Genomic DNA, 20,121 nt, shown 5'->3' with positions numbered 1-20,121 from the left:
GCGGCCGTAACTATAACGGTCCTAAGGTAGCGAAATTCCTTGTCGGGTAAGTTCCGACCTGCACGAATGGCGTAACGACTTCCCCGCTGTCTCCAGCATAGACTCAGTGAAATTGAATTCCCCGTGAAGATGCGGGGTTCCTGCGGTTAGACGGAAAGACCCCGTGCACCTTTACTATAGCTTTACATTGGCATTCGTAGTGGCATGTGTAGGATAGGTGGTAGGCTTTGAAGCCAGGGCGCCAGCCTTGGTGGAGCCACCCTTGAAATACCACCCTTATCTCTATGGATGTCTAACCGCGGCCCGTTATCCGGGTCCGGGACAATGTATGGTGGGTAGTTTGACTGGGGCGGTCGCCTCCTAAAGAGTAACGGAGGCGCGCGATGGTGGGCTCAGAACGGTCGGAAATCGTTCGCTGAGTGCAATGGCATAAGCCTGCCTGACTGCGAGACTGACAAGTCGAGCAGAGACGAAAGTCGGTCATAGTGATCCGGTGGTCCCGCGTGGAAGGGCCATCGCTCAACGGATAAAAGGTACGCCGGGGATAACAGGCTGATGACCCCCAAGAGTCCATATCGACGGGGTTGTTTGGCACCTCGATGTCGACTCATCGCATCCTGGGGCTGGAGCAGGTCCCAAGGGTATGGCTGTTCGCCATTTAAAGCGGTACGTGAGTTGGGTTCAGAACGTCGTGAGACAGTTCGGTCCCTATCTGCCGTGGGTGTAGGAATATTGAAAGGATCTGTCCCTAGTACGAGAGGACCGGGATGGACGGATCTCTGGTGGACCTGTTGTGGCGCCAGCCGCATAGCAGGGTAGCTATATCCGGACGGGATAACCGCTGAAGGCATCTAAGCGGGAAACCCACCTTAAAACGAGTATTCCCTGAGAACCGTGGAAGACGACCACGTTGATAGGCCGGGTGTGGAAGAGCGGCAACGCTTGAAGCTTACCGGTACTAATAGTTCGATCGGCTTGATCGTTCTCATTCCTAATGTCCATCGCTCCCAAAAGGGAGGATGTGAGAGCACAACAAAGACCAGCGAACGGCTCGGAGAAGCAGCAAATAGGGCTCCCTATCGGCTGCTCACCATCGGCTATTCGCTCAAAAAGCTTCTCGAACAACGTGCGTTTTGCCGACCTGGTGGTTATGGCGGAGCGGCTGCACCCGATCCCATTCCGAACTCGGCCGTGAAACGCTCCAGCGCTGATGGTACTTCGTCTCAAGACGCGGGAGAGTAGGTCGCTGCCAGGTCTGCCAAACGCACGTTCATCTTCTCATTACGATTGTTGTGATGCATGTCGTTGCCTCAAAACCGCTAACACTTTTGAGCGACATGCATGAGGCCCGCCAAACGGGAGCCCGGGCCGCGCAAGCGGCCCTTTCATTTGGCAGACCTCTTGATTCCGGTAAGCTAAAACTTACCTCTAAGGACGCAAGCCAACGCTTGCTCGTGGTCGCAAGCAAACGCTTGCTCGTAGTTGACGCGGGGTGGAGCAGCCCGGTAGCTCGTCAGGCTCATAACCTGAAGGTCACAGGTTCAAATCCTGTCCCCGCAACCAATTTTATCATAAATCAATTACCGCCTCGGTCTAACCGGGGCGGTTTTTGCGTTCCGGGCTTGCGGATACTCGATTGTGCCAGCCGACATCCCGCGCCAAGGTGTTGAACGTCTCATATGGCGCAGGGAAGTTCTTTCCATGTAGCTTCACATCGGGATGGATAGCCATGAGCAACCCGATGTAGCCGGCAATAGTGAGTCGGACCGGCCCAAAGCTGGCGGCGTATACTTTCCAACGCGTTCGACACGGCATTAGGCGGGAAGAAGCGGTGAATACAAGGAGATCACCAGCTTGGAATCAGCTTCAAATGCTGAGCTGATAGGTAAACTTGTATCATGACGATAGCGATCACTGCGCCACAGAAGTTTGCATTCCAAGATCTCGTCTGCGTCGAGATGATGCTGCGCTTCTGGTCGGAAAGCAGTGCTGCATTCTTTGTCGAGCCGGATGGCGGCGAGGACGGAGAGTTGGTCTTCGCGGCTGGGCATACGATCTCGCGATGCGAGATACAGGTGAAGGGCGCAGAAGCAGCCGTATCGCTCGCCGCCCTTGCAACCTGCCTCGCTCATACTCCGCCTAGGCGCGCCGACAGCACCCTGCTTGAGCGGCTCATCGCCGACCCAGAGCGACTTGCGCTGCTGGTCGTGAGCGGCCGCGCTGACGACGCTTCGTCAGTATACCTGGGAAGCCCCAGCTGGCTGGGCGACCGACATTCCAAGGCGCAGATCAGCGACGCGCGGACCAATGCGCTCATTCAGGCCTTCGCAGTTGCCGAGGTCCCGGGGGCCGAGGATGGCAAATTGAAGGGCGAACGTGAAGCCCACAACGCGGCCTTTGCGAGAGATGCCGACGTGAGCGAAGTCCGCGACGCGCTCCGTCGGGTCATTGTTCTGGATCAAATCGACGACGCTGCACTACAGACGCGCGTCGCGGAGCGTCTACGTCAGAACCATTACCTTCCGGCCGATCGCGCCGATGCGGTCATACGCGAGCTCACCGAGGCGGTGGCCAAGGCGAAGACCAACCGAAGCGATGCGTTTCCGCTGCTGCGGGCGGTTGTGGCGAAGGCAGCACCGCCAGCCATTCGCCCACCCGCCTATGTTCTGCGCGGGGACGAGACGAGTCTGTTCGATGAGTTCTCGCGCGAGAACGTCATTCTCCTTTCCGGAACGCCGAGAACAGGTAAGTCCTTCGCAGCGCGCTGGTTGGCATCGGAATTTATGCCACTGGGCTATGACGTGCAGGAGTTCGCCGACGTAGATGGAGCAGAACGCTTCCTTCTGGATCCCGGCGACGCACTCAGGGTCGCACTCTTAGACGACCCTCTCGGTGAATCCGGCGCTTCGAGTGATTCTACGCGTTCACTGAGCCGCCTCTCGAAACTGATCGGACGGATCCGCCCGCAGCGAAAGCTCCTCGTGTCGCAGGGGATGGCGCCGCTGCTGGCCACCGCGCGAACCGCCTCGCTCGGCCAGACACACACTGGCGGTAGATATTGGAAGGATTTGAGCAATCCCGAAGCAGAATTCCTGGTAGACATGTGGAAATCGCTAGGCGATGCATTCGGGGTGGACGCGAGTCTGAGGGAGCGGGTCACTAATGCTATCTCTGCCGGGAACCTCAAGCTAGAGCCGGGCTGTCTGGAGCATCTCGCTGCCGAGGCGTACCGCGTGCATCCTTCATCGACTATCGAGGACATTGCCCGCCTTGCGCGCGTTGATGCGGCCCAGCTTGGTCAGACTCTGGCTGCTGACGGTTACGAAGACCTCGCCCGTTCGCTCGCGGTGGCAACCGCGACTCAGGAGCCCATTGATCCAACGAGCCTCGCGTTCGTGCGGGGGAGCGGCGGCTCCGCACTGCCCAGTCGGCGAGTTGCAAAATTTTCCGTGGTGTCCATCGGTGGGCCTGCCGTTCCCCCTGCGCCACCTCCGGCCTATGAGACGCCTCCTCAACTCCTAGCGGCAGACAGGATAGGGCTTGACGCTCTCGAACGGCAGCGACTCGTCACGGTCGATGCAAGGAACTGCGCAGGCTTTGCACATCCGTTCTACCGTGCGGCTGCCGAATCCCTGCTGAATGCACCGACGCAGTTTGCGGCCCAGGCGATCGCAACAGCCGTCGAACGCGGACTGTTCTGCTTGTCATCGTCGACCTCCCGAGCAACCGCGCGCAATCTCGATTGGATCTTCGACAAACTGGAGACGCGCCCGGTCGAACGCGAGCAGCTTGTTGCCAGCGCAATCAGCGGACTCAAATCATTCTACCCAGCCACCCGCGACCTCTGCTTTCGGTTCCTGGTCAATCATCTGCCTGCCCTGCCGCCCGGATATGAACGTAAACTGCCCGTGTGGATCGGCCATGTTACTTCGGTCACGCTGGCCAAACTCGAATGGATGGACGGAGAGGCGCACGTCCCCTTCGGCGATGCTACAGGAAGCAGCTACTTCGAAAGGATGTTCCAAACAGTTGAGCGAGATCAGGTCGCCGAGGAGCTCGCCGCTCTCGATGCGCCCGACAGCGCGGTCTCGCCGGAAAGAGCAGCGGCAACGCTAAAGTATCTCGCAGATGCTCCTGACAGCATGACTCTGAGCATGGTGGGCCGTCTGCTGAGCTATGACGAAGCGGCTTTGCGCGCCGAGGCAGCGAAGGTATGGCTGAGCCTTTCGCGTCATAACGATGAAGGTGCCCTCGAACGCATCTTCGCAGACGACCATCCAAGCTGCGCACTCGCAGCCCTTCAAGGCGTGATCAATGGATGGGAACGGAACGATACAACCCGACGAACTAGACAACTCGACGGATTGGAGCTGCTGGCGCGCAGTGGTGCAGCCGCCGCCGTCATGCTCGGCGACCTGGTAGTGTTCAACCGGGTCGAACACACCGGCAGGAATCCGCCTTGGCCAATCTTCGAGCGTCTCATGCCAGTGGTGATGGCCACGCTTCCCCACAACGCCATGTTCGTAGACGCCCGCCTCTTCGCCGTAGCGAAGAGCGCGCTCGACGCTCTTCCCGCATCGTCCATCATCGCTCTGTGCGACGGGTGGATCGAATGGCTAGAGCGAAATGAGCGCGCAGGCGACCTCCCGGGAGAATACGCTCTCGCGGTCGGAGAGATCCTCATTTCGGCGACCGCTACGTCCCCTGAGAATCGTGATTCCCGGCTGGCTCGCCTGGTTGCCTTCTCTGGCACAGGTGCCAATGCCGTCTTTGTGGCCGACCTGGTGGATCATTGGGATCAGCTCCGCGACGATGAACGCTCAATGATGCTTTTGCGCCTCCGCGCGGGACGCGCCGACGATGTGTGGCTGCAGGCCGTCGCCCTCACTCGATCGAGCGTGCCAGACGAGATCGCGATCGAGCTGTTGCCGGATGGGTCATGGTACTCCGGCCCCGAGCAGCTGGTGGACTCTTCGCATCAGTCACTCATCGAGGCGGCGGTTCACGTCTACTGCGGTCGACCGCAGCCCCTCTGGTGGCTTGGCACTCATCACAACGGAAAGCAGCAGTGGGAGCCGGTCGTTGAGATTTTAGCGCGCAGACCCTATCATCCACTATTCGAACTCGCTTGGGATCACATCGTCTTCAAGGGGGATGGCAAACGCGTTGCGCGTCTTGTAGCCGAGGTCGGTGCCACAGGGGCGGAACCGATGTTCGAAATTCTTCTTCGGCAGAAGGTTGGCACAACCGGTGATTTCATGCCCGAGGCGTGGGCCGCCTTGCTGGGCCTCGCGACGAGTGAGGAACAGCGCGGTCGATGGCTCGACCGGATGGCGGAACTCGCGCCTGTTATCATTGAGCGACTGTCAGATTTAGCCCATTGGCTCTCCGAACCGCAAGATCGCTTGGGCATCGTTGACCGACTTCCCGAAGACTTCATTCCACTAAGACTCATCGGGAGGGTCTTTGACCCGCCAATGGATCGCGAGGTTCAGAAAGAGGCGGTCAAGGCGCTTCAAGCTATCGTTCAAGACGCTCCACCGAAACTATATGCCACGTGTGACCGGCTAATCGAAATGTTAAAGAATGCGGCCGTGGATACCACCTCGATCGTCGCTGCGCTGACTGCCAGGCGGACTGAAATCTTCGATGAGCTAAGAGCAATCAGGGAGAGTGTGGAAAAGCCCGACCCACCTCTAGCCGGTTGGATCAAGCCCTGACCAGACGCGGTTCGGACGAACGGTCGTGTTGGTGCAAGTGAACCGCAGCCGCTCGCTCGAATGAAGCCTTTTGGAGTGAATGTGCGGTCGACGTTACGCCCGTTAACGGTGCGCGCTGCTGTCCGGCAGCCTTGCGCCGAGACTTCACAGTCGGCTTCAAAGCGCACTTGAGGACGCAGACAGCCTAGATAGAGGGCTTGGTCAGAAAAAGATCAAAGTACCGTCCCCGCCTCTATGTATCCGGCAAGGCGACAACATATCAATTTACAAGCAAATTGCGATATTTGACCAACTGACTGACCGTGATAAGCAATGTCGAATATTGCGTCTGACGGGGCAAACTCTGGGGGAGTAGCTATTGCCAATAGAGCACATTCACACCTACCTCGTGCATCCGGGCCACAATGTGGAGAAGCCCCACCCGATAGGCGGGACTACGGTTCAGCACACGGGCAAATTGTTCGAGATGCTGCATACGCTCTACGCGAACACGGATGCCGAATGTAACATTGGTATTTCTTTCAATCAGGGCGCGGACGGTGCGCAAAATAATCCGTGCCGCTCCTTAGTGCTGGAATACGTGAGGACTCCTTCGTTGGCCACCGGGCGGACTCTCGCTCGCAGGCTGGCGTCCTACACGACCAAGCGCTCTGGTTTGGGGCTCGTATTCCTCCTCCTCGGAACTGAAGGTACGGCTCGAAAGGTCGTTCTGTCTCGATTTCCGGCCCACAACGCTATTTTGGCCGACGAAGATCAGAACAATCTCAATGTGCAATTTCTCGAACGGGTTTTTATGAGAAATGCGAAGGCTTTTAAAGCGGCTGCCTACCAGGACGTTTCCCTAGATACAGGTTTCTGGACTGGACGAGCGGTTGATAAGCAGGTTGAGAGCCGAGAGCTCGAAGTTTCGGACTACTGGATCCGCAAATTTCTTGACTCTGAGTTTGTAACAACGGCAGCTTTGGGCACACGTCGAATAGCCACTGCGCTAAGAGATGCAGCTCGCAAGACTACCGACTTGGGCGTGAAGAATGAAATCGTAGCGGCAGTCACCTTGGGAGCCGGGCTCGACGGACAGAACATGACGGTCCTGGGATTCGAGGATCGGTTTGGCCTCTCTGTAGCTGCCCGCGAGGCAATCGCGCGGGAAATATCGGCGCCACGTTTGGCTGAAGAAATGTTCCGGTTCGATGCCGAGGAGTTCGCTCGCCAGGTGCCCTATCGAACTGTCGAATTGGACTCTGGCGCCATCCTTACCGCACAGGCCACCGAATTCAACGAGGTCTTCACCCAGGAACCCGTCATCAAGGGGGGTACGCGAGCGGTTCGATTCTCGGCAGTCGGACGAGTGGTAGATCAGAAACTTGAGAGGACCAAATGACCCTCGCAGCTGACTACGCCCAAAGATTCGCGACCGCACTTCAACCTGTTGCACGAGCACTAGAGGTCCATCTGAGCGACCTTATGCAAGGCACCCCACACATCGATCGCATTTCGGCACGACCAAAAGGGATCGACAGTTTCCTTGGGAAGGCAGGCGCGTTGGCGGAAAGCGGTCAACCAAAATATTCCGATCCGATTGCCCAGATACAAGATCAGATCGGCGCGCGTATCATCGTTTTCTACAAGCAAGACGTCGATACCATATCGGCAATTGTGACCCGCTATTTCCGACCAATTGAGAGCAAGGATCGGGTTCCCGATAGCCAATGGCGCTTTGGGTACTTCGGAAAGCATTTCATATTGCTCATGCCGGAAGACGTAATGGATGCCGCCGAAGATAGGCGAGCAGTTCCACCGTTTTTTGAACTTCAAGTGAAGACACTTTTCCAGCACGCGTGGTCGGAAGGTAGTCATGACTTGGGCTACAAGCCTGGGGAATTGCCGTTAGAGCCGGATGACGAGCGTATGCTCGCGTACACCTCAGCTCAAGCATGGGGCGCGGACAGGGCTTTCGACGAATTGTTCAGTCGTCGAGCTGAGCGCAAACGGACAATCGACGCTTCCACCAGCTAGCCGCTGCGAAATCGATTGGCCACGTGTGCGCGTATTGCCAGGAGAATGCCAGCACATACACCGCCCCAGCGTCGACTTTTTGGAAACAGCGCCACCGGCCCGCGTGACCGACGCTGGGCGCAATGAAGCCGTTGCTTCGCGACAGAGTTAGGTCTGGTCTAGGACAAATTTTGCCATTCACCGCCTTGCTCGGTGCTTGCCTGCTGCCGCAGCCAGTAGCCCGGTTTTCCGCCTCCGCCCCCAAACCATCACGACGCGTTCGTGCCGTGAGGCGAAGGCGGAGGTTCGGCCTGCTTCGAATAATTCGGTGATTGCATCGAGTAAGTCGGTGGCGGGCAACGACCCCCTCAAGGGTTCTCGGCAAACTGTCTGCTAGTCCTTCTCTGACGCTCCCCCGTGGCCAGGGGACTGTCAAGGTAAGTCAGAGCGCGACGAAGACTATGCGGTAGCCTCGCGCCTGCCTGAATTACTCGGACACCGAATGGATGGCGCTCAAAAAGCATGGTTCCGAGCGAGTGATCAAGATCGCGAATGCGCCGATTTAATGTAGAATTGTGCACTCTAAGGCGTCGCTAGGCGCACAGGAAACTGCGTTCCTCAGCGATGACGATTGCGGAATCAAACTGGACGCGTCGCCCATCGGATTTCCTCATAAAGCGCAAACGTCGCCGTACATCGCCCGGAATGAAGGTGGCATGCGCCAGGAAGGCGCTCTCGATTGGCTAGCCGCGCCTGAGCCCGAGGCTTGCGTTGACAGACGTCTTTTGGCCGAAGTCAGCTACGGTTTGCGTCCGAGCGCTGCCGCCTTCGCAAGCATCTATCTTTGAGCCGCGTAAATTGGCGCAATCATCGGGTCCGGAATGAGCCCGTAGTGCACCGCGAGGTTCCGTTTCAGCGATTTGATTGCAATAGTGCAAGCGAATCCAGCCGCCCATCGGCAAGAAGCAGCAAAGTTTCTGGAGTAACAATACTAGGAGCCTGTCGCTTACCGAGAGTGCCGCGGACGCAACCGACTTCTGCGGTCGACAGCCATCGGTTCACTGTGTTTGCAGTCGGGGAACTGATTGCACCCACGAAACATCGATCCGTCTTTGTTGCACCGCTCTACCAATTGGCCAACGAGGCAAGCGGGGCATTGGTTTAGTTCGGCTCCCTCAATCGTTTCGAAACGGACTTCATCGCCGGCGATCTCGCAAAGCTCTTGGATATAGCGGGATGGCTGACGGCGATTGGTGAGCATGTAGACCCCGCGGCTCGCGCGCGTCAGCGCCACGTAGAACAGGCGTCGTTCTTCGGCGTAGGCGAAGGTCTCGGGGCGGGGAATGACCAAGTTTAGCAGCTCATCGTCTTCGATGCGGCTTGGTACGCCGTAGTTGCCCTCGCTGACGTCGAGCAGGACCGTGTAGTCGGCCTCAAGGCCCTTGGCCCGGTGAAACGACAGCCCGGCCACCTCGATGTTTGCAAAAGAGGGCGGCCGTCCCTCGAATGGATCAAGGACGTTGTAGCGCCACAAAACCAGAACCTTGAGCTTGCCGCGCTTTGCGTCGCGCCACCGGTCGGCGATGCCACCCAGAGCGGCATCAAGCCGTTCGAGCAGGCGCTGACAGGCCGCTGCAAAGTCCGGCTTGTCGCGCTTATCCTCAATGGGAATGACACGGATCGATCGCGGGACGGCCGGTCGCGTTGAGCGGACGGACTTCTTGATCTGTTCAGGATTGCGCTGGACGAACTTAGCGGCCGTTTCGGCAATGAGCTGGTTACAGCGATACGTCTGTTCCAGGCGTCCCTGCCAACTGGTCCCGAAGTTCGCTTCGAAGCGTGTAAAGATCGTGATGTCCGATCCGGCAAAGCGATAGATCGACTGCCAGTCGTCTCCGACCGCGAACACCTTGCTGAACGCTTTCTGCTGTTTGAGCGCCTTGATCAGGTTGGCGCGCGGATCGGAAATGTCCTGAAACTCATCGACGAGAATCAGAGAGTAGGGGCTTCGATATCGGCCGGTCTCGACCAGCCGCACCGCATCCGCGATCATCGAATCGAAGTCGATCCGCTTGGCTTCCTCGAGTTTTCGGGAATAACCCTGAGTGATCATCCAGATCGCGCGCGCGAACAGCCTCGCACGCACCTTGTCGTGCAAGGTCTTGGCCCGTTCGAGCAGCATGTCGAGGGTGAGGTGGCTGGCGCGTATGTGCTTCAAGCAGGTGGATATCAGTTGGTGATAGTGCTTGATAATCACCGGATCGAGCGCCTTGGTGATTTCGGCGTAGCTCTTGCGCTCGAAAGGTATGGATCGACGCGCCAGTTCGGATTCGAGCGTGCTGAGCAACGTCTCGTCGCTGGCCTGAGCGGAAGTGGTCTCGAAGAAATCGATCTCATTGCGGCGATATGCCTGCCGCTTGTTCTCGGCGTGCTCGGCGTAGTCCGCAAAGGGCGAGGTTCCGTCGGCATCGAGCGCGAAATGCTCGTGCACGGTTTCGGTCTGCGGATAGTAGAAATCCGGATGCAGATGGCGGACGCTGCCACCGTCTTCCTCCACCGCAATTTGCCGTTCGTATTCGAAGGCGACTGAATGCAGCCAAAGCCAGTTGGCGATCTTCTTCTCCTGCAACGACTTTACGATCACTGCGGACAAGGAACCGATCGTGGCGCTACCCTTTCTAAGGGTGTCCGATACGTAGCGCCGGTAGTCGGCCTCCCCGTCAAATACCTCTATCGGGATGTCGGCCTTGGGATGCACGACCAGAAGCTCGGCCCACAGCCGGGCAAATTCCGAATCGCTCTCGACTAGGTTCTGGATTATCGCCTCGATGACCCTGGTCTCGCCAGCGGGATGATCCACCCAGTTGGCGAGCTGCGGTGGCCGGCCCTCGACCTCCTCGATGATTCCGCGCCCAAGCGCGTGAAACGTCGTGACGCGGCACTCCAGGGCGTCCTCCGCGACCTGCAGCTGCGTAGCGATTCTCGTCCTGAGTTCATCGGCTGCGCTCTTGTTATAGGCCAGCAGCAGGATCTCGCCAGGTCGATAGAGCTTCTTCTCCAGGACGTAGGCGACCTTGCCGACCATCGTCGCGGATTTGCCGGAGCCTGCCGAGGCCACCAACAGGTTGTTGTCCTCCAGGCGGATACAGGCCTCGCGCTGCTGATCGGAAAACGAGCGCTGGTCGATATCGTCGAAGAACGACCGGAACCTGCTCAATTCCGAGCTAACGAAAGCCTCGTTGTAGGAATGGCGGACGCCCGGATCCGTTATCATGTCGAACGAGGCCGGGAGGGAGGCCTTGAGCCCTCCCGGCATCAGGCCTGGGTCCAGAAGCGGGTGAGAGAGGGCGGCCGCCGCGGCGCCGGGAACGCTCGCGATGGCCCTGCCGAGATCGCCCTGCGCCAGATACTGTCCGTTGCCTTCGGTGATCTCGCGAAGCCTGTCGTTGACCTCGAGCAGACGCTCCTTCTCGGTGGCGATCAGCCCGAAAAGGTGAGTGTTAATGAAGGCATGAAGGTCCGCGACCAGCTGCGTGGCCGCGTCGCCCGATAGTGCCGAAAGAATGTCTGTTCTGCCGCGAGTTCGTATCTCGACAGTGTGCCACAGCAGTGCCTTGCTGGTCGAAATCGACACGATGTCTAGGCAGCCCAGCTCCACTTCTCCGTCCTGAGCCAGTCGGAAATGCCCCGACAGCTTCGGGTCCAGCGTCAGCTTCCATTTTCCCGCCGGAAACAACCGCGCGAGGAAGCCAGGGCGGTAGGTGCGCGAGCGGCCTGATAGCAATTTGGTCAAAGCCACGTTTCGTGCGCCCAGTAAGCAAATGGTGCCGAAGAGTCGACTATCATGAACAGATTGAGATGTTCCAAATTATCCCGGAACTCAAACTGAGTAGGGCCCGGGTATCTCTCAGCGCTCGCTGCAGCGTGATCCGTGGTGCGGGCGCGCACTTGTCATGGCGATCGGATTCGGCGCCTGCAAGCATGTCATCTCGTTGGTGATAGATTCGGATAGACGGCTGCTGGATCCTGGCCTTGAAGCTCGTCGGTAGGTGAATGTGATTGCTACGGCCGTCTCGGCGGTCGCGTGATCAATGCAGTGACTTTTGTCGCCACCTCATCAAGGGTAGCGGTGAGACGGTTTATCTGCGAGGCCGTTGCTGCGAGTTCCGGGCCGTAACGGGTGACGAGATATTCTCGGTTCTGGCTGAGGGACTGGAGATGCTTTGCAGTTTTGGCGCGAAGGCTCAGGCCGGCCTCTAATGCGTGTTCCGTCCTCGCCGACAGGTCATGCTGCATCTTGCGGATCTGATTGGGATTAAGCCCAAAGTGGAGCAGAAGCGCGGTCAGGTAGAGTTCTATCGCATGGATTGCCGCCATTCTGAACGGTGCTCTGGTAAGCGGCTTGCCGGGTCGGCCGAGCTGAATGAGAAGGCTTGCTGCTCTGCGGTATTCTTCAGCTAGGGCGTGAATCTGCTGTGGGGATGCAAGCTCACCAGGATATTTGCGTTCATCGAGCGTCATTAGTGCAATGTAAGGGCACTATGGGGAAGGTTTCGTAAAGAGAAAAGTGTTGTTCGGCACGCTCGCAATTGCCGGACTGCCGCTAACTCGCGTAGACTTTGTTGATGCTGAGAATCGGCTCCAAGTTACAGTTGAGCGCCTCCGACCTGGTCGGCCATTTGAACTGCGGCCACCTGACTGCCCTTGACCTTCGGGTGGCAGACGGCGCGCTTGAGAAGCCGAAGATCTGGGATCCGCTGCTCGAGATTCTGCAGCAGCGGGGCGCCGTGCACGAGGCTGCCTATGTCGATCACCTGCGCGCGTCCGGCTTTGCGGTCGCAGTCATCGGTGGCAAGGGCGTCGATGACAACGCAGTGGCCGCCACGATCGAGGCGATGCGATCCGGCGCCCAGATCATTGTTCAGGCCGCGCTGCGCTCCCCGCCCTTCACGGGCCGGGCAGATATCCTCCGGCGCGTCGAGACACCAAGCGTTCTCGGCGCCTGGTCCTATGAAGTTGTGGACACCAAGCTCGCCCGTGAAACTAAGGGCGGGACGGTACTGCAGCTCTGCCTCTATTCGGACCTCGTCGGGCAGGTGCAGGGCCTCGTGCCAGAACATGCCTACGTTATCGCGCCCCTCACCGGCTTCGAGCCGGAGGTCTTTCGGATCAGCGACTATGCCGCCTACTACCGCAATGTTCGGAAACGTTTCGCCGCGTCCTTGAACGGAAACGGCGGCACCTATCCGGAGCCGGTCGCTCATTGCGACATCTGCCGCTGGCGGGATCGATGCGACGATCAGCGCCACCAGGACGATCACCTCTCCCTCGTGGCAGGGATCACGGCGGTTCAGCGCGGTGAGCTCGCCGACCACGACGTCGCCAACATGACCGCGCTGGCCGAGCTCCCCCTTCCGCTGCCGTGGAAGCCCGAGCGCGGCGCCGCTTCGTCCTACAATCGGATCCGGGAGCAGGCCCGGATCCAGGTTGCGGGGCGCGTGGCCGGGCAGTTGCTCCATGAAGCGCTGCCTGTAGAACCGGGCTTTGGTCTGTGCCGCCTGCCGGAGCCCAACGATGGCGACATCTTCTTCGATCTCGAAGGCGACCCCTTCGTCGGCGATGGAGGCCTCGAATATCTCTTCGGTTATGCCTTCAAGGACGCAGAGGGCGTAATCACCTATGTCGCCGACTGGTGCCTCACGCAGGCCGATGAAAAAGCCGCCTTTGAACGCTTTGTCGATTTCGTGATCGAGCGGCGAGCGCACCATCCCGGCATGCATATTTATCACTACGCGGCCTATGAGGTGGGCGCGCTCAAACGGTTGATGGGCCGCTACGCGACGCGAGAGGAAGAGATCGACACCCTGCTGCGTGGGCAGGTCCTGGTCGATCTCTACGCGGTGGTCCGCCACGCCATCCGCGCCAGCGTCGAGAGTTATTCCATCAAGAGGCTGGAGCCGCTTTACGAGTACGCACGCGCCGTGTCGCTGCCCGATGCCAACTATGCCTTGAGCAAAGTCCAGGCCTGCCTAGAGCTCGGGGATGCAGGCGGCATCAATGCGGATGATCGGGCCATCGTTGCGGGTTACAATCAAGACGATTGCGTCTCGACGCAGCGGCTTCGGGACTGGCTGGAGGATCTGCGCACGGACGCCCTAGACTCAGGCGTGCAGGTTCCCCGGCCGGGTCCGCCTGAAGAGGACGCTCCGCCGGATGTTACTGCCTGGCAGGCGCGGATAGGTGCAGTAGTAGCCAAGTTGACCGATGGCATTCCTGTGGACGCAGCGGAGCGCAGCGCCGAGCAGCAGGCCCTCTACGTGCTGGCGAACGTGCTCGACTGGCATCGCCGGGAAGAGAAGGCGATCTGGTGGGAATACTTCCGGCTGGCGGCGCTGTCCGCGGACGAGTTGGAAGACGAGCGGGCGGGCATCGCCGGCCTCGAGTTCGTGGACACCGTGGGCGGAACCGTCAAGGCCCCTATCCACCGCTATCGATTTACCCAACAGGACGTTGAGTTTCGCGGTGGGGAGGAGTTACGCAGCGTCGGCGGCGAACGCTTCGGCAAAGTCGAGGCCGTCGACCTGGAACATCGCTTCATCGACATCAAGAAGCGGAGCGACACTGCCGTTTTTCACCCCGAAGGTATCTTTGCCCATACCTACATCGACACTAGCGTTCTGGCCGAGTCCCTGGTGCAGATCGGTGAGTACGTGGCCGATCATGGCATCGGCGGTCTTGGCGCCCACAAGGCCGCGCGTGATCTGCTGCTGCGGCTTCCACCCGATGCCGGCGGCGCGGTGCTGCGCCAGCCGGGCGAGAGCGCGGGCGATGCGGCCTGTCGACTTGTCCCAGCCTTGCAGGGCGTGCTCGCCATCCAGGGACCACCAGGCGCGGGCAAGACCCATGCCGGCGCATACGCGATCCTTGCGCTGGTCAGGGCCGGCCTTCGCGTCGGGGTGACCGCCAACAGCCACAAGGTCATTCGCAATCTGCTTGCGAAGGCCGCCGAGGAAGCAGCGAAGGAAGACTTCGACCTGCAGTGCCTGCACAAGGTCACGGATGCGGAAGATAATGACCCGCACCTCACTTTCACGACGAAAAACCCCGAAGCCCTCGACGCCTTTGAAACCGGCTACCACGTCCTCGGCGGCACGGGGTTCCTGTGGGCCCGGCCCGATGCGGCTGGCCTGGTCGACGTGCTGTTCGTGGATGAGGCCGCGCAGATGTCGCTCGCCAACGTGCTTGCCATATCGCCGGCCGCAGCCAGCCTTGTCCTGCTTGGCGATCCGCAGCAGCTTGAGCAGCCGATGCAGGGCTCGCACCCCGAGGGTACGGAGATCTCTGCCCTCGACCACCTTCTCGGAGGACGGCAGACGATCGCCGAGGACGAGGGCTTGTTCCTCGACCAGACTTGGCGGCTCCACCCCGACATCTGTCGTTTCACGTCCGACCTGTTTTACGAAAACCGCCTCGGTCCCCGCCCTGGTGTGGAGAACCAGGCAATTCTGATGGACGGCCCGCTTGGCGGCAGCGGCCTGCGCTATGTTGCGGTGAGTCACATGGGGAACCAGAATTCCAGCCCGGAGGAGGCCGACCGTATCCGCAATATTGTGGAAAGAATCCTTGCTTCGGGCGCACGGTGGCGCGATCGGGAGGGCAACGACGCGTCGCTCACCCTGAACGACATTCTGATTATCGCGCCCTACAACGCGCAGGTCTTTGAAATTCAGGCGCGCCTCCCCGGCGCCAAGGTGGGGACGGTTGACAAGTTCCAGGGACAGGAGGCGCCCATCGTGATCTATTCCATCACGACCTCCAGTCATGCCGACGCTCCGCGTGGCATGGAGTTCCTCTACAGCGCGAACCGCCTCAATGTGGCCACCTCCCGCGCAAAGGCACTGTGCATTCTCGTGGCCAATCCGGACGTGTTCGAGCCGGAATGTCGAACGCCGCGCCAGATGCAGCTCGCCAATGGCTTCTGCCGCTATCTAGAAATGGCAGATGTGGTCGATCCTTAGGCTCCCGACGCGAATTACCTCCATAGATGGCAGCGGGCCGCCACGTCAGACTAGACCCAGATATCGGCGGCGCGGGTCGAAAAAGAACGTTTCGCATCAACATCGGCAACGAACTCCGACCACAAGCTGGATCCAATTTTTCGCCGCGCGAAAGCACCAGCCATAGCCAAAAAGCCCCGCAAGACACCGCAAAGATCATCTGTGAACCCTGTGAGAAGCGTTTCGGTGCTTGATCCGTATGCGAGGAAAAGCGCCTCACGGTAATTGGCTTTTCCCCTGTATCGAGATGCTTGGTGTATGAAGCCGACGCTTTTCCGGCTCAACCGGGCGTCCCGGAGCGCCTGGGCAGCTTTCGTTCGAAAGTCGTTGACGCCTAGGTTTTTGAATTCTGACGTGCTCATGAGGTCTTCTTTGGACCGCCATGCGTACCAATTGGCTGATCCCGAAAGGTACTCGGCCGCTACGCCCAGGGCCTCAGATTTGGTGCTAGGCTTTATCAGAAGCCTGCCGCCACTTCCCCTTTTGTAAGTCCCAATCTCTGATTTGTACGTCTTCTCGACGAGGCTGCTGACCCGCCAGTTGAATGGTTCCATCGCCATACCGCGGCCCGCGATTTCAGTATCCCACAATCGGGCTGTGCCGGCGTGGTCCTCCTGAAATGATCCGGACTGCGCGGCGGTCATGGCACTGGCAGCATTGGCAATGCCGTAGTACCAAGCAAGGATGCCGACGCGTGCGAAGTCTGACGTTTTTGTTCCCGATCGGAATTGCTCAAGAGCTGACAGATGGTGCAACCCAAGGAAGAGCTGCTCAAGAACCGTATTCTCCACCAAGGTGTCCATGTTGCGTTTACCCTGACGCGCGTAGAAAGCATCGGCGGTCTTGAAATTTAGGCCACTGTCCTGGACGAGGATCTGCAGCGCGCGCATCCAGTTAACTGTCGATGGCAGCGCAAATTGCGGGTCAGGTTTGCCGCCCGGTTCGTTGATCGTCCCCTGCTTGATGATCCGATCGTACAGCATGACTTTTCCAGTTCGATTTCAGCGCACCTGAGTATTAACGAAATTCGAGCGTGCACATACAAGACTCGCCGGTTAGGGTCATGAAAAACAAGTCATTCCACAAGTGCTGATGAGCCGCCATGTCCGACAGCCTAGCCGACCTGATCCTCACCCTGACACCCGAAGACGGGTCGTCGATAGACAATGGAGCCATGCTGGCTCTGCTGCGCGAGCATGTGCCTAGCTTGTCGGAGGATATCTATATCAGCGCTCGCGACACCCTAGTGAACGAGGGAGTCCTCGGCCGAGCACGAGGGCGAAGCGGATCGATATTTCGGATCGTCGAGGGGGTGATGGATGAAGATGAGGGCGGTGAAGACGCTGAAGATACGGATGAACACGACGATGGGTTCGAGCTGATACCGACCGAAGAATCCACATCACCTCAAAGGACGAAATCCGCCAAAAGGAACGCTCGCCGTTCCGGCGAACCGATCCAGGTGCTCAGCTATCGACATGGCGAGACGCGCGTAAACAATCCAGAGGTCGGGATGGTCCATGCCGGGACCGACCCTGACGGAGATAAGACCGCATGGGCCTATGATCCGCATCTGGACCCTATTTTGAACTTCGACAGCGCCCGCGCCGGGATCGAGAAGTTGATCGACGACGCGTTGGCCAGCAACGACCTCCAGCGGATGAAGGACGCTCTGACCGAGCTCAAACGGCTCCAGCAGCCCTACCTCCACTGGTCAGGCAAGGCCGAGCGGACTTCCTTCGAGGTCGATACCGTCTCACTCCACGTCCATGAGCGCGTGGATCCGGCAACGATCCTGGGAAATGCGGCAAGGCGTCTGAAGGGTAAGGATGCGGGGGCACAGTGGCAACAACCGGACCTATTCTCCGCGCCGTTCGAAAACCTGCCGCTGCGCCAAGCGCTCGATTTCTACAGCCATGAAAAGGGCTGGTCGAACCGCCTCGTTGCGGGCGACAGTCTCCTAGTGATGAACTCTCTGCTGACGAAGGAGAGTATGGCGGGAAAGGTTCAGATGATCTACATCGATCCGCCCTACGGGATCAAATACGGGTCGAACTTTCAGCCGTTTACAAACAAGCGCGATGTTAAGGATCGCTCAGATGCAGATCTGACCCAGGAACCCGAAATGATCAAGGCGTTCCGCGACACGTGGGAATTGGGGATCCATTCTTACCTTACTTATCTGCGGGACCGATTGGTGCTGGCGAAGGAATTGCTGAGCGAGAGCGGGTCGGTCTTCGTGCAGATCTCGGATGAGAATGTTCACCGAGTAAGGGCGATACTCGACGAGGTTTTCGGGTCGGAGAACTTCATATCTGAGATCATATTTCGGAAGACTACAGGAAAGGGAAGCGGGAGCCTCGACACAACAAACGACTTTTCCCTCTGGTACGCCAAGGAGAAGTCGAAGGCGAAATACAATCCGACATATGAGCCGCGCTCGATTGAGGACGACCAAAACCTGCGTATGCTCGAATTGGCGAACGGATTTCGCCGACGGCTTTCCAATGATGAGGTGTTCGGCATTCAGGAGCTTCCGGCGAACTCGAAGCCATTTCGCCCAAACCCAATCACTAACCAAAGACCGGCTGAAGGAAAGGATCTTCGGGAGTTTCAATTCCAACATAGCACCTTCACCCCCAGCGGAGGCACGTTTCGCACTGATTTGAACGGCCTTAACCGCCTCAATAGAGCGAACCGGCTTACCGCAAGCGGCAAGACACTTGGCTTTGCGAGGTATTTGGGCGATTTCGGATACAAACCGAGAAACAATATTTGGGACGATACGCGATCGAGCGGATTTGGCGAGAGAAAGACTTATGTTGTTCAGACGAATGTAAAGGCCATTGAGCGCTGTCTGCTCATGACCACCGATCCCGGCGATCTGGTACTAGACCCTACCTGTGGCTCGGGCACCACCGCCTTCGTCGCCGAAAAATGGGGACGACGCTGGATTACCTGCGACACATCACGCGTCGCCATCACGTTAGCCAAACAGCGGCTGATGACCGCCAGTTTCGAGTATTACGCGCTCCGCTACCCCCATGAGAGGCTGAAGGGAGGGTTCGACTATGGAACCGTCCCGCACATCACACTGAAATCCATCGCAAACAACCCCGACATCGACACGATCTATGAAGAGGATCACCCCAAGATCGAAGCGGCGCTGGGCCGTCTGAACGCTGCGCTGATCGCCACTCCGCCGAAGGCTTTGAAAGCCGCTCAAGGAGCGCGTAAGGGCAAGCCAGTAAGCTTCGCCAAGGGCGAGAGGCTCCTGGAATGGGAGGTCCCGTTTGACTGCCCGGGCGATTGGTCCAAGGCCACCCATGCCCCCTTCGACGCCTTCCACGCCGCCCGCCAGACAATGCAACGGCGCATGGACCAGTCCATCGCCGATCACGCCGAGCAGGAAACGCTCTACGACAAGCCCCGCGTCGACCGGAACCGCCTGCGCATAACCGGCCCCTTCTCGGTCGAGGCGGTGCCGGCGCCCACCGTCCTGTCGCTCGACGACAGCCTGCCCCCCGCCGAGGCGGACGACAGCATCGCGCGTACCGGTGAGACCTCACGCCAATCCCTTTGGCGGGACGAACTTTTGAAGACTGGTGTGCGCGCTAAGGGCGGTGCGATGTTGACTTTCGCCGAGTTTGAGACGCTCCCGGGCCTGAAATACATCCATGCGAGCGGATCGCTGGCCGAGACAGGCGAACGCGTCGTCGTCAGCTTTGGCCCAGAGCATGCGGCCCTGGAACAGCGCCAGGTCGAACTGGCGCTCTCTGAAGCAGAAACCCTGCGACCCGCGCCAAAGTTCATCCTGTTTTGCGCCTTCACCTTCGACCCCGAGGCGGCAAAGGACATCGACGAGGTGAACTGGCCCGGCGTCACGCTGCTGAAAGCGCAGATGAACACCGACCTTCTGACAGAGGATCTGAAAAAGGCGCGGTCGTCGAACCAGTCCTTCTGGCTGATGGGCCAGCCCGATGTGGAGTTGCGCAAGCGCAAGGACGGGATGTGGGAGGTGGAGGTCAACGGCTTCGACTATTTCGACCCCAAGGCGGGCGACCTGGTGTCGGGCGGGAAAAAGCAGATCGCCATGTGGTCGCTCGACACCGATTACGACCAGCGGTCGCTGATGCCGCATCAGGTGTTCTTTCCCATGGCAGATGCCAAGGGCGGCTGGAACCGGCTGAAGGCGACGGTCCGCTCCGAACTGGACGAGGATCTGCTGGAGCAGTTCCACGGCACCGTGTCGCTGCCCTTCGCGGCAGGCGACAACCAGCGGATCGCGGTAAAGATCGTTGATGACCGCGGGATCGAATCCCTCAAGATCATGCCGCTCGAGGGCTGAA

Annotated in this window: 8 protein-coding genes, 1 tRNA gene and 2 rRNA genes (1 of these 11 cut by a window edge); 8 read left to right on the top strand and 3 right to left on the bottom strand. The window is 59.1% G+C overall.

The genetic code is table 11. The annotated features are described in order from the left end of the window. The 6 genes from PU724_RS15020 to PU724_RS14995 all read left to right on the top strand — a co-directional run. Positions 1-983 (top strand): 23S ribosomal RNA (locus PU724_RS15020) (it extends 1,841 nt beyond the left edge of the window). Between the two features lie 157 nt (positions 984-1,140). Continuing rightward, a 5S ribosomal RNA gene (gene rrf, locus PU724_RS15015) occupies positions 1,141-1,255 on the top strand. Positions 1,256-1,486: 231 nt separating this feature from the next. Further along, positions 1,487-1,563, top strand: a tRNA-Met gene (locus tag PU724_RS15010). 335 nt (positions 1,564-1,898) lie between these two features. Then, entirely contained in the window at positions 1,899-5,720 is a 3,822-nt protein-coding gene (locus PU724_RS15005) for an nSTAND3 domain-containing NTPase (protein ID WP_354419943.1), read from the top strand. A 466-nt stretch (positions 5,721-6,186) separates the two neighbouring features. Continuing rightward, positions 6,187-7,101: a hypothetical protein gene (locus PU724_RS15000; RefSeq protein WP_426213303.1), complete on the top strand. Its 915-nt coding sequence runs from the start codon at positions 6,187-6,189 to the stop codon at positions 7,099-7,101. Continuing rightward, on the top strand, positions 7,098-7,736 hold the full coding sequence (locus tag PU724_RS14995; RefSeq protein WP_354419940.1) for a GTP pyrophosphokinase: 639 nt from the start codon (positions 7,098-7,100) through the stop codon (positions 7,734-7,736). Before PU724_RS15000 ends, PU724_RS14995 begins: the two co-directional genes overlap by 4 nt. 985 nt (positions 7,737-8,721) lie before the next feature. Here the strand turns inward: PU724_RS14995 and PU724_RS14990 are convergent. Beyond that, the gene (locus PU724_RS14990; RefSeq protein ID WP_354419938.1) at positions 8,722-11,514 is read right to left on the bottom strand and encodes a UvrD-helicase domain-containing protein; all 2,793 of its coding nucleotides are present in this window, start codon (positions 11,512-11,514) and stop codon (positions 8,722-8,724) included. 263 nt (positions 11,515-11,777) lie between these two features. After that, positions 11,778-12,236, bottom strand: a complete 459-nt coding sequence (locus tag PU724_RS14985) for a hypothetical protein (RefSeq protein ID WP_354419936.1) — start codon at positions 12,234-12,236, stop codon at positions 11,778-11,780. Positions 12,237-12,340: 104 nt separating this feature from the next. On the opposite strand from PU724_RS14985, the gene PU724_RS14980 reads away from it, so the two are divergent. Continuing rightward, positions 12,341-15,733, top strand: coding sequence for a TM0106 family RecB-like putative nuclease (locus tag PU724_RS14980; protein ID WP_354419934.1), 3,393 nt, complete (start codon positions 12,341-12,343; stop codon positions 15,731-15,733). A gap of 50 nt (positions 15,734-15,783) precedes the next feature. On the opposite strand, the gene PU724_RS14975 is transcribed toward PU724_RS14980, so the two are convergent. Beyond that, positions 15,784-16,755: a hypothetical protein gene (locus PU724_RS14975; protein ID WP_354419932.1), complete on the bottom strand. Its 972-nt coding sequence runs from the start codon at positions 16,753-16,755 to the stop codon at positions 15,784-15,786. Positions 16,756-16,874: 119 nt separating this feature from the next. Between PU724_RS14975 and PU724_RS14970 the strand changes: the two genes are divergently transcribed. Continuing rightward, entirely contained in the window at positions 16,875-20,120 is a 3,246-nt protein-coding gene (locus PU724_RS14970; RefSeq protein WP_354419930.1) for a site-specific DNA-methyltransferase, read from the top strand. The last annotated feature ends 1 nt before the right edge of the window (position 20,121 follow it).

Source organism: Mesorhizobium abyssinicae (assembly GCF_049887195.1).
Taxonomy (GTDB): domain Bacteria; phylum Pseudomonadota; class Alphaproteobacteria; order Rhizobiales; family Rhizobiaceae; genus Mesorhizobium; species Mesorhizobium abyssinicae.
This window is presented reverse-complemented; position numbering and strand designations above follow the sequence as displayed.